Genomic DNA, 11,812 nt, shown 5'->3' on the forward strand with positions numbered 1-11,812 from the left:
TTCCTCACTTTTATCATTATTAGTTTTGACAAGTCTTATAGAATTATATAGGGGAAAGGTAAAAGATTCAAGGCAATCGAACATTCTTTGTGTTTCACGTGAAACAGAATGAAAAAAATAAAAATAAAAGCGGAGCGAAAATAGCTACTATAGGATTTATTAGTTTGCAACAGCATAATTTTTGACGTTATTTATAAGAGGGAGTACTATAAAACTGTAAAAGAAATGAAAGAAGGATTGAAAATGGATGAAAAAAGAACCATCGACTGGGGCTCATTGATTTTGGGAATTTTATTTGTACTTGTCTCATTGTTATCATTTCAAGACCCTGTCGGAAATTTAGTTGCAATTGTAGTAGTCTTTGCGATTTTTGCCTTTATTAAAGGGATATTTGAACTGTTTGTACGGAACAGATTAAAAGAGCTAACAGGATATAAAGGAAAGATGCCCTTAATAATCGGGATCATCGATATTCTAGTTGGCGTCTTTTTCTTATTCAATATTGGTGCAGGAGTCGCAGCATTGCCTTTTGTTTTTGCAGTATGGTTTATTGCTGATTCAGTTTTAGCGTTATTTACTGCTGACTTGGCAAGAGGAGTAAGTGAAGGATATTATTGGTTTACGATCATCGTCAATATTTTAGGAATTTTATTAGGAATTTTCTTATTGTTTAATCCAATTTCTTCTGCGTTGACATTAAGCTTTTTAGTTGGATTCTATTTTATGTTATTTGGTATCACACATATCGTCTATGCATTTAGATAAGTAAAATCAAACAAATAAAAAAGCCGGCTTCCGATTACAGTTTTACTGTTGTAATTGGAAGCCGGCTTTTTTATCATGGACAAATATGCACGAGGTGATTTTTAGGTGTCGAGACAAATTTATGCAAAAATGTGAGAAGCTATATACACAAATTTTATCTTAATACTCGAAGCATAGCGCAGTTGTCACAACCTCTTTTCATATAATTCATTCAATACTGGCAAATCATGGACTTCATATTTTTCTTTGAATGCTTGGATTTCTTCTTCAGAATATTTTCTTGGATCTAAATGCAGATCTTCTACTGGCAATGGGCGCTTGTTATTGATCTTCACATCGATTACTACAGGACGATCTGATTTTGCAGCTGCATCAAAGGCAAATCGAAGTTGCGAGTATTCTGTGACTGTAAAGCTATTTGCCCCGAGCGCTTCTCCAACTTTACCGAAATCTGCATCTTCTAAAAATACACCAAATTTCTTTTGTTCCGTATCTTCTTGTTCTGCTTCGATGAAACCAAAAGAATCATTCGAAAAGACAACATTAATAATTGGAAGCTGATATTTGACTTGTGTAATGATATCTTGCATGACCATAGCAAACCCGCCATCACCACTTAAGGTAAATACTTGTTTTTCTGGGTAGCTTAGTTGTGCGGCAATTCCTCCTGGCACACCATTACCCATAGTTGCGAACCATCCAGATGTCGTATGTTTTTGTTTACCGTTCATATTCAATAAACGAATAGAATGGATAGTCGTGTTACCGACATCTGTGACGAAAATCGCATCGTCTTCAGCAATACGATTGATTTCTTTATAGACAGCCTCTGGACGAATCGGTTCTTCCTCTCGATCTTCAAAAGATTTCAACCAATTTACCCATTTTTCTTTATTTTCTTGATTTGCTAGGTACCAGCTATCAGCAGGGCGAGCATCCCCTAACTCGACAAGTCTTTGCAAAGCTGTGTTTGCATCACCGAGGATCGACAAAGATGTTTCATGGCGTCGTCCAAATTTTGACGCATCGATATCGATTTGGATAAATTCAGCAGTTGGATTAAAAAATGCACGTCCAAATGGGAAGTCGCTACCGACAAATAAGATCAGATCGGCTTCTGCCAATGCTTCATTTCCGGGTTTAGTAGCGACACGTCCAGCAAAACCAAGAAAGTTTTCATAATCATCAGGAATAATTCCTTTTGCTAGAACGGAAGCGACAACAGGAACTGAAAAATGTTCTGAGAATTCTTTGATTTGCGGAAATCCGTTTCGCGTTCCTTGACCAACATAAAGAACTGGTTTTTTTGCTTTTTCAAGATAAGGCAAAGCAGCTAGCAAATCTTTTTCTTCTGGTAATATCACACTTGTTTTGTGAGTGTGAGCGGTGGAGAAAGGTTGTTCGTCAATTTCTTCAAAACCAAGATCAACAGGGATAGTCACGATAGCCACGCCTTTATGCTCATAGGCGGCTTTAATGGCTTCATCTACTACATGCGGAAGACTTTGCGGTGTCATGACTGTACGATTGTATACGCTGACATCTGCGAAAATAGGATTTTCATTTAGTTCCTGGAAAGAGTTATAGTTCATGGATGTAGAAGCAACTTGTCCTAAGAACGCTACTAGAGGCACATGGTCCATCTGTGCATCATACAAACCATTGATCAAATGTGTCGCACCAGGTCCTGCAGAGCCGAAGACAGCGCCGACTTTCCCCGTTAATTTTGCATCTGCAGCGGCTGCGAGTGCGCCGACTTCTTCATGACGAACTTGAATGTAGTTGATTTCGGTTTTTTCTTGATATAGCGCATCCATAATTGAATTGAAAGATCCTCCGGGAATGCCGTAAATATGGTCGATACCCCAGCTTTCAAGAACTTTTACCATTGCGATTCCTGCATTGATTTTTGACATGGTGTTTCACTCCTTTAGCAATGATGATACATAAATTTTTTGTATCTAGAGTATAGAACTTTTTATCGAAAATCCCAACTAATTCGTCTTTTCACAAAAATGTAGTCATGTTTTTGGGAATATGCTAGAGTAGTACATAGATAGATTCAAGAGAGGGGAATGGCATGGTTGAATGGCTATTGAGACTTGAACCTTGGCAGCAAGCACTTGCTGGGACAGCTTTTACTTATTTTATGACAGCTCTTGGTGCCGGGTTGGTTTTTTTCTTTAAAGAAATCAAAAAAGAAGTGCTAAACTTGATGTTAGGATTTGCTTCTGGTGTCATGATTGCTGCAAGTTTTTGGTCTTTGTTAGATCCGGCTATTACAAAAGCAGAAGAAAATGGAGATATTGCTTGGCTAGTTGTAAGTATTGGGTTTGGTTTAGGCGGTGTGTTTTTATATATGGCAGATAAAACACTGCCCCATATGCATTTTGGACCACAACATGAAGCAGAAGGATTGCCTACCCATTTAAAACGGACGATCTTGCTTGTTTTTTCTATTACATTGCATAACATTCCTGAAGGTTTAGCCGTGGGGGTAGCATTCGGTGCAGCAGCAACTGCGGATAATCCGACAGCCGCTATATTAGCCGCTGTTTCGGTGGCGCTAGGTATTGGTATCCAAAACTTCCCAGAAGGAGCAGCTGTATCAATCCCGTTGCGACAAGAAGGTCTGAGTCGTAAAAAGGCCTTTGTTTACGGACAAGCTTCTGGAATCGTTGAACCAATTGCTGGAGTGATTGGAGCGCTACTAGTAACGAAAGTGGAGCTGCTGCTTCCTTATGCACTTGCTTTTGCCGCAGGAGCAATGATTTATGTCGTGGTGGAAGAATTGATCCCTGAAGCACAGCAGACATTGTCCAGCAAACGTCATTTTGCAGTTTTTGGCGTCATGAGTGGATTTATCATTATGATGATTTTGGATGTGGCATTAGGATAAATAAAAAAAATATATATGATATATCAAATAGGGCCGCGAACTTATATCGCGACCCTATTTTTTTAGTAAGTTATATCATAATGAAGTGAATGGTATCATACATTAATAATAGTTTTTTCTATGTGTATTTCCTTTGATCCAGCGAACAAGCCAGATGATAAGTGCGATTGGGATTAGAACTTTGACCGCAAACCATAAAAGCCCGCTTAGGACACTGACAAAAAGACTGATGACGAAGCTAGCTGCAATTAGCACTAAAAGAACCATGAAGATATTTAAGAACATATTTTTTTGACGCATACAAAACCCTCCTCTTGTTCATTCTTTACTATAGAAAAAGTATAACAGGGATTGTTTAAAAACACCTCCAACTGAAGACTGATTTTTACTTCATCTACTTAAATGATCAAACAATTGCTTTTTCTCTGGTTTATCATCTAAAATAGAGCGGAAAAGGAGGAGAATATCATGCCTAAAAATCGTCTTGAAGCATTTACAGATGCTGTAATCGCGATTATCATGACTATTTTAGTTTTAGAACTTCATGAACCTAACGGAGACACGTGGGAGGCGCTCGCTGCATTAGGTTACCGATTTTTTATCTATATTGTCAGTTTTATCATTTTAGCGATTTATTGGAACAATCATCATCATTTATTTCAAGTTGTACATAAGATAAATGGACGGGTCTTATGGGCGAACAGTTTCTTTGTTTTTGCGCTTTCGCTTTTTCCGTTTGCAACTTCATGGATCAGTGAGTACATCAATAGCCTGGCTCCAGAAATGACTTATGGTTTTGTTACCTTGACCGCTAATATTGCGTATTATATCTTGGCAAAAGAACTTGTCAAAGCAAATAAAGGCCACGAGAAAGCATTGAAGGCGATGTTGAATAATTACAAGAAATCGTATCTATCGATTGGTTTGAATGTGTTAGGAATTGTCTTAGGGTATTTAGTAGCGCCAGTAGCCGTGCTGATCGCAAACATCGTGATTCTAGCTGCTTGGATCATCCCAAGTCGTACCATCGAATCACAATATCGGTAAAATGATCCGTGTTTAAAATTTAAGAGAAAAATATAGAAAAAATAAATAAACGATCAAATATCCGAGTGATACTAGTATTCAAAGAGGGATGCAGATGGATCAAAAAAGAATTCATGTAGGACTGATTACTAGTTTTGTCACGATGCTTATTTATTTGGATCAAGGTCATTTGACTTGGACAGTAGTTGGTGTCGTAGGATTTTTGACATTATTCACAGCAATAAAAAAATAAACATCTTTATGTAATCTGATGTTCTATCTATTTAAGAAAAGCATGTTTACAGCAGTATGATTCTGTTGTAAACGTGTTTTTATTTGTGGAAAATTTAATTTTTAGAAAAGTGTATCGAAAAATAGATAGTTAGTTTTTCCACAGTGGATAACTTCGTAAGAGATAAAAATAAAAAACTAGTCAAAGAAGGGCGTATAGATTTCTTTTGATAGGAGATATACAACAGAAATGAATAAATATTAACGTGTTTTCAAACAGTATAAAACGGTGTGGTTTTTGGAATAAAAAAATAACATATCTCATTTTACACTTTTGTTATTTTATACTTAAAAAATAACGACACAGAAAATACCGTGTCTCAGATTTCTCTACTACTTCTAAAAACTACTGTTTTTTTCCTTTGAAATGCCTTCAAAAAGTAGGATCAGGCAGAATATACTGGCAGAATCAAGGAGAAGGGAGCCTAAATAAGGAGAAAAACCATAGAAAATATAAAGTAATTACTTATAAAACAAGCTTTTTATAGAAAAATAATATACCTGAGTAGGGTATAAATTAAGACGGAATTCCTTTCTAGATTGAGATATTGACTAGGAAGAATGTTAAGATTTTAAGCCTTTAAGCTAAAAAAAAACCCTTTTTGTTAAATAAGGGGAATATAGCCTGTCAGTTTCAAACTGCAAGTCGTCCTGCTGCAATAATATAGTAGATTAGAGATGAAAATAGATTTTTTTAAACCAATGACTGAATAAAAAGACCGTCATAGATACACATTGGAATGTGTCTATTACGGTCTTTTTTTACGAACGATTTTATTGAAGACGGACAGTTCGGGTCAAAAATAAAAAAGCTACGATCAGAAATAAGAATAAAATGTATCCCAAAATAATGGCTAGACGGTCTAACTTATTTGTCGATAGATGTTTGTTTAGAAGTTGATAGGCCCATAAACCTATCAGTCCTCCTGTTGTATTAGTTATCAAATCAGTGATGTCCGCTACGCCAATACCGAATAGGAATTGAATCAATTCTGCCAAGAAGCTTACAAGGAAAATAATCCCTAATTTTTTAGAAAAAGAAAGTCTCTTGAAATTGACATTCAAAAGCACCCCAAAAGGAAAAAAGACAATCAAGTTATAAGTGGTCTCACGTAATACCGTCGTATTTTCAAAAGAAAAAGTAGAAAAAGGGACGAGATTGACATTGCTGTAAGAATAAGTGAGAAATTGTGGAAGATTAAATGATAGCTTGAATAAAATCAACCATAATAGAAAGAATAAATAAATCCCTAATAAAAATTTTGATACATACCGCATAGACATCTCCTCCATTTAAAAAGTATACCATCGAAAACCGCTGAAAAATCATAAAAAAGTATGAAGTTTAAGGACCAACGTAGTTATCGTACGAAAATTAGAAGCTTTTTTTTTGTTGGGAATCCGGTTTCTTTAACAAAGCTAAGATAGCGAGTTGCTTGGAAAAGTTGCTATCTTTTTTCTGTCAAAACGACTCGGAATGTTCGTTTTTTGTTCTAATTTCTCCAAGTTGTTTACTTTTTGATACTAAGTTTATGAAAAATCAAGAAATAGTTGTTATACTAGGTAATGCTGACAAACGGGATTGGCATTTCATCTTGGTTCAGCTTTTTTTCCAATTACTAGGAAGGAGGGATAGATTGTTCAAGACTTATTTTCGTTTCAATAAAATACAAGATAATCCTTTTCGTATCATGAATCTGATGCTACTTATCTTTATTGTATTATGGTTAGGTTACATAAATCATGATTTTTTGATTTCAAGTTTTTCATCATTAGGGATCTTTACTTTTTTCTATTATCAAAACATACCGATGAAATATTTGCTGAAACGTATGTTTCTGATCGGTTGCGGACTGTTGGTTGCTTTCGTTTTGGGGATCTTATCGACTTATGTTTTATGGCTTGAACCATTTGCCGTAGCTTTGGTTGCTTTTTCCAGCAGATTCGTGTTGCGATTATTCCATATTTCTAAACCAGGTGGCTTGTTTTTTGCGATGCTTTCTGCCATGGGAACGAGCATGCAGCTGCCAATCGCTCAATTACCGATCGTCTCACTTTATTTTTTTATGGGTGTCGTTTTTGCCCTGATTGCGGCAGTGATTACAAAATTACTGGATTCACGGCCTGAGCAGACAATTGAAAAAGCAACTTTAAAAGAAAGATTTCACGAAGAGCCTTTAGTGATCATTGATTCTGTTTTCTACAGCGCTGCCTTATTTCTTTCCGTTTATGTCAGTCACGGCTTGAATCTGCATAATCCTTATTGGTTGACCTTGTCATGTGCATCGATTTTGCTAGCAGAAAACTTGGATGCGATGAAGCATCGACAAGTCCAATATCTGATTGGATCGATGGGTGGGTTATGTGTGTCGGCATTCTTGTCATTTGTGCCGTTTACGCAGTTGCAGACCATTTTTCTGATCACTTTTCTATATGGAATCGCACAATTTCTAGTTGCTAGAAATTATGCAGTTGCTAATATTTTTCTTAATCCGATGGCGTTGATGCTATCTACACTTATTCGTGGAGCATACTTGATTTCTTTGATCGAATATCGTTTTTTAGGGATCGTCATAGGAAGTTTCATCGGTTTAGGTGTTGCGTGGGTAATGACGGTTGGTTTGCAACATTATTTAACGGTTGTTCGTCAAAAATTAGAATAGAAGGACAAATATATGTGCCAAAAGAGGTTATGACAAGATTTTTGTCACAACCTCTAATTCAAGGTGTTCAAAAGCCAGATTCTCAGCATTAAGTCAAATTCACACAAAAATGTGGAAAGGAACTTTCAAAAAAATTTTATATTTATTCTATCAAAAAATTTTGTTTATGATGGTAACTGAATAAACTTTCCTGAGATGGTCAATGCTTTCCTTGAAAGTCTTACAGATATTCTTTCTTCATAGAAAGTTTAAGTTTTATAGTTAGTGTACAATAAAAGTATGTTTATACCATATGGTGTCCGGATAATCAGTCATTTAAACAATGAGGTTCAAAGATATGAAAAGGGGAAATTTGATGAAGAAAATAAGCAATGAAATCCAAATTCTGGCAGAAACTTTAACTCTTCCCAAAGTCGTTATAGAGCAAATGATTGTACAAGCAAAAAACATCCTTGATGAGGTGTTTGAGCAATATAGTCATGAACTAATGGATCCTAATAAAGCAAAGGCGACTGCAAAGAAAATAGACAAAGTCTATGAAGAGGAACCTTTTGCAGCATTAGCTATTTATCTATATGCAGCTTCTCAAAGTTGGAAAAAAATTTATCAACCATTGAAGATTCCAAGAACTATCTATTTGGCAACAATGAATGCTTTTACTAGATTTATTCATGAACATTTCCAAGTAACAGGAAGCTATCGCTTTGACCGTGGTTTTTGGATTTGGCATTACACTAGTGGCTTGATCTTTCGGATTGGTGAATTGGAGTACGAAATGACATATTTTCCGAAAGGGTACACGGATCTAAGATTAGAAGGAAAGCAGTGCCTTTCTCTTCATATTCCTTCCGATGCAGATTTATCTCAGAATAAGATAAGAGATAGTTACGAAAGTGCCATTCGTTTTTTTGAACTTTATTTTCCTGATTACCATTACCAAGTGATGTACACAGATACTTGGTTACTATCACCCAATCTTACTAAATGGTTGAAAAAAGAGTCAAAAATCTGTCTTTTTGCAGCCGATTATCGATTATTATCAGTTGATGAACAGGACGATAGTGGAGTCCCTTGGATCTTTGGACGAGTAGATGCCCAAATACATGATTATCCAGAAAGTACGAGTTTACAGCGACAAGCAAAAGAGCAATTGCTTGCAGGCGAGCACATTGGCTCTGGCTTAGGTATTCTTACTTCATAAGTTTAGTACTTCGAAATAGTTTAAAAGAGCGTGAGACAAAAGTAAAGAACACTTTTGTCTCACGCTCTAAACACGTATAAACGGCGGAAGCAGAAGCAACTCCTTCGGAAATAAGCTGAAATTCACAAAAATTTGAAAAGCAATTTTCGTGAATTTCTTCTTATTTCTTGGAGTTAAACGCTTCTGTCCCAGCCTCTTTTTTAGTGTTCTATCGAACACACAGTACGTTCAATAGGTAAACTAGCTATAACAATAGATATTAAAGTTAACGGACAAGAGGGCCTTTTTTAGGTAGCTAAAACGTAATAATGAAAATTTATTTCCAGAGATAGGAGTCAATCAGCTAGTCTGATCGACTGTTTTAACAAGTTGACTTTCATTTTAACTTTTGATACCATTTAAAACACAAATCGCAATTGTTTCGATTTGTGTTTTTTAGCATGACTACAATCAAAGAAGAAAGTGGGTCGTCCATATGGAAAAAACAGATATCTCAAGTGCATACCGCCGCTTGAAAAGCCCAAATATCAAAACACGAAAACGTGCGCTGAAGATCATCAAAGATGTGAAACGGAATAGTGGGAAAAGGTAAGAAGAAGGAAACTTAATTAAAAAAATAGCCGAAAAACGTTTTTCGGCTATTTTCAATAATCGGTTTTTGTGTAAGGTTTCCGAAAGAACTGCTGTTGATTTTCCATTTTTAACATATGATAAATTGGTAGAATCTTTCTTTTCAAATTGATACCATTCCCTAATTCCAGTTATATAGTTAACTACAGAACCACAAAGCACGTACGTTTATAAAAGTATTATCTGTAGTTATTTTTCAATTCCCTTTCAACCTCTTATTTTGACCAGTAGTATTGATCACTTTACCTTTTAACACCTTTGTTCGTTTTTGAAACATTTTTAGTCAAGAATGGAAACGTAACTACATAATCAAAGGTTTTGCGAAATATTTCATGAAATATTTCATGTAGAAGCGAGCAATACGGTTGCAAATAACCATTATCGTTTAATAAGCAGTTACGAAAGCTCCCAATATCTCTAACGTTCAGCTCACTCCATTTCTTTTCTTCAAAAAAATCAGTGATTCGTATCTCTTTCTATTTGTCGAAAAAGTTAACTTTAAAAAGTAACGCCGAAAAAATATGCAAAAAAATAAAAAAGCAGTTACTATTGCTAGAATAACATCAAGGAATAATAAGTTTTGGTTTTCAGATAATAGTCGATAAGTTGTGTATTGGAATTTTAGATACAGTAATAAAGTATTTTTCATGAAATTTTGTGAGAATCACTATTACAAGTATCTTTAATAAAATTAATGGTTAAGGAGGAACTTAAAGTAGAATGTAAATGAATAGTTGTAGTCAGTCGATTGTGATACTAGACTCAAAGTTGCAGGAATAAGTTTTTCAATTTGTGATTGGAAGATAAAAAATGAAAAAGAAGGGCTTTTTTTTTATACTTTGTTGATTGTAGTGTTTATTTTCCCTCTGTTTAGCCAAGTAACATTTTCTATGACTCAACCAGTTTCAAGTGAGGAACATGATAACCTTTTTCGTGCTACAGAAGAGTTTAAGAAATATCAGGAAAATATTGTTCCGGAGACTCCATTAGCTAGTGAGCCAATTACTGATATTGATGGAAACCAAATAGGATGGTATATACAGTACGAAGTTATGGTGGTAAATAATGACTCAATAGTAAAAAATACAGTAGGCTTAGAGCTAACACCGATTGAAAAGGTGAGTTCATTGTTAACGTATATTTATACTGATGAAAGTGACGAGACTGAGATCATTTTAACGGATTACTCAAAAATTGCTACTGATAAAAAGTATATATTGTGGATGTAGACACTAGTGAAATACTTTATGATATAGAAATTGATGAAAATTTACTAGATGTAGCACAAGAAATCGATCATCAAAAGCAGGAAGCTATTCGATATGCTGGTAGAAAAGGGAAAAGAAAATATTTATTACGTGAATGTAGCAAAAGTTAGAGAAGATGAAAATGAGTGGAAAGAATTCAAGAGTCGCTACTCAATTAACTCGACTCCGACATTTACAGTTTACAGAGAAGGATCGATAGAAAAAACTGTTTTTTGGACTAAAGAAAGTGGAATGTCTTTAGCTGAAGTAGAAGAGTTTTTGGATTATGTTAGTATGCAACAGTAAGGGAGTTCTTATTATGAAAAATTTTGACACATATTATGTTATTGTTTTTTCGATATCTTTGCTGTTAATATTACTAACTTTAATGCAGTATAAAGAGTATCCAGAGTATTTTATTTTAACTTTTGTATATTTAGTAAGTAGCTACACACTTCTATATAAATTCAGAAGTTCTTCTAGAGTTTCTAAAGTTTGTTTCTTAATTAGCTTATTGATTCTATAATATTTTTGATTTATATAGGAAATTAAAAATATTATAGAATCAACACTCAGAGAACGGGTTGGTTTTTAATAGATTTAATAAGTACTGATAATGAAATTTCTCCTGGTTGGGAAAACGAAGTTGGTTACCCTGTAGAAGAATTTTTTCAAGATTACTTTGCGGAGTATGCCGATAGGATAATGAGAGATTACGTAACAGATAAAACTCAAGAAGTCATCAATCAATCCCAGTCATTAAATGAATTATCTGATAAGGCGAAAGAAGAAGCAGTTGCCATTATTTCTTCAGGGATTAGTGACTATATTGATATGAGTGGTGAAATCAATTATGGCGATAAAGACAAAATTGTACGCATGATAAAAGCTTTTATCAAAACTTTTGATGTGAAGGCAGATCTTAAGTTTAATGATACTTACCTAGTAGGAAAATTAATTAATATCCTTGGGACAGAGAAAGATACGGAAACGTTTATTTCCTCTTTGTCTATGTTGTTTACAGATAAGCATTTTTCAACTCAGCTTGGTGGAGAGGAACTAGTGGAAATCTTTTAACCATTACGCCCAG

The 11,812-nt window shown here is 34.9% G+C and carries 13 protein-coding genes; 10 read left to right on the top strand and 3 right to left on the bottom strand.

Annotation, left to right across the window (positions count from 1 at the left end; genetic code table 11):
- Nucleotides 1-243 precede the first annotated feature (243 nt).
- Complete coding sequence (locus IGL70_RS00080; RefSeq protein WP_002309892.1) at nucleotides 244-765, top strand: HdeD family acid-resistance protein; 522 nt, start codon at nucleotides 244-246, stop codon at nucleotides 763-765.
- Between the two features lie 185 nt (nucleotides 766-950).
- Here IGL70_RS00080 and spxB read toward each other — a convergent pair whose 3' ends face one another.
- Entirely contained in the window at nucleotides 951-2,681 is a 1,731-nt protein-coding gene (spxB, locus tag IGL70_RS00085) for a pyruvate oxidase (protein WP_002288384.1), read from the bottom strand.
- 164 nt (nucleotides 2,682-2,845) lie between these two features.
- On the opposite strand from spxB, the gene IGL70_RS00090 reads away from it, so the two are divergent.
- Nucleotides 2,846-3,664 (top strand): ZIP family metal transporter, encoded by an 819-nt coding sequence (locus tag IGL70_RS00090; RefSeq protein WP_002294342.1) that lies wholly within the window; start codon nucleotides 2,846-2,848, stop codon nucleotides 3,662-3,664.
- Nucleotides 3,665-3,766: 102 nt separating this feature from the next.
- On the opposite strand, the gene IGL70_RS00095 is transcribed toward IGL70_RS00090, so the two are convergent.
- Nucleotides 3,767-3,964 carry a hypothetical protein gene (locus IGL70_RS00095; RefSeq protein ID WP_002294340.1) on the bottom strand — a complete coding sequence of 66 codons (198 nt, stop codon included), beginning with the start codon at nucleotides 3,962-3,964 and terminating at the stop codon, nucleotides 3,767-3,769.
- 168 nt (nucleotides 3,965-4,132) lie between these two features.
- Here IGL70_RS00095 and IGL70_RS00100 point away from each other — a divergent pair, with 168 nt between their 5' ends.
- Together IGL70_RS00100 and IGL70_RS00105 are read left to right on the top strand one after the other, a co-directional pair.
- Nucleotides 4,133-4,711 carry a TMEM175 family protein gene (locus tag IGL70_RS00100; protein ID WP_002288651.1) on the top strand — a complete coding sequence of 193 codons (579 nt, stop codon included), beginning with the start codon at nucleotides 4,133-4,135 and terminating at the stop codon, nucleotides 4,709-4,711.
- A 94-nt stretch (nucleotides 4,712-4,805) separates the two neighbouring features.
- Nucleotides 4,806-4,943, top strand: coding sequence for a hypothetical protein (locus tag IGL70_RS00105; RefSeq protein ID WP_002294338.1), 138 nt, complete (start codon nucleotides 4,806-4,808; stop codon nucleotides 4,941-4,943).
- 812 nt (nucleotides 4,944-5,755) lie between these two features.
- Here the strand turns inward: IGL70_RS00105 and IGL70_RS00110 are convergent.
- On the bottom strand, nucleotides 5,756-6,259 hold the full coding sequence (locus IGL70_RS00110; protein WP_002288650.1) for a VanZ family protein: 504 nt from the start codon (nucleotides 6,257-6,259) through the stop codon (nucleotides 5,756-5,758).
- Between the two features lie 359 nt (nucleotides 6,260-6,618).
- On the opposite strand from IGL70_RS00110, the gene IGL70_RS00115 reads away from it, so the two are divergent.
- From IGL70_RS00115 to IGL70_RS00140, 6 genes are all read left to right on the top strand, one after another.
- Entirely contained in the window at nucleotides 6,619-7,644 is a 1,026-nt protein-coding gene (locus tag IGL70_RS00115) for an FUSC family protein (RefSeq protein ID WP_002288649.1), read from the top strand.
- 322 nt (nucleotides 7,645-7,966) lie between these two features.
- Complete coding sequence (locus IGL70_RS00120; RefSeq protein WP_002321472.1) at nucleotides 7,967-8,845, top strand: acyltransferase domain-containing protein; 879 nt, start codon at nucleotides 7,967-7,969, stop codon at nucleotides 8,843-8,845.
- Nucleotides 8,846-9,320: 475 nt separating this feature from the next.
- Nucleotides 9,321-9,437, top strand: coding sequence for a putative metal homeostasis protein (locus tag IGL70_RS00125; protein WP_002288644.1), 117 nt, complete (start codon nucleotides 9,321-9,323; stop codon nucleotides 9,435-9,437).
- A 928-nt stretch (nucleotides 9,438-10,365) separates the two neighbouring features.
- Nucleotides 10,366-10,704 carry a hypothetical protein gene (locus tag IGL70_RS00130; protein ID WP_002288643.1) on the top strand — a complete coding sequence of 113 codons (339 nt, stop codon included), beginning with the start codon at nucleotides 10,366-10,368 and terminating at the stop codon, nucleotides 10,702-10,704.
- A gap of 93 nt (nucleotides 10,705-10,797) precedes the next feature.
- On the top strand, nucleotides 10,798-11,028 hold the full coding sequence (locus IGL70_RS00135) for a DUF6568 family protein (protein ID WP_002288642.1): 231 nt from the start codon (nucleotides 10,798-10,800) through the stop codon (nucleotides 11,026-11,028).
- A gap of 399 nt (nucleotides 11,029-11,427) precedes the next feature.
- On the top strand, nucleotides 11,428-11,799 hold the full coding sequence (locus IGL70_RS00140; RefSeq protein ID WP_002288640.1) for a hypothetical protein: 372 nt from the start codon (nucleotides 11,428-11,430) through the stop codon (nucleotides 11,797-11,799).
- The last annotated feature ends 13 nt before the right edge of the window (nucleotides 11,800-11,812 follow it).

It is taken from the genome of Enterococcus sp. DIV0901a, assembly GCF_051711525.1.
GTDB lineage: Bacteria > Bacillota > Bacilli > Lactobacillales > Enterococcaceae > Enterococcus_B > Enterococcus_B faecium.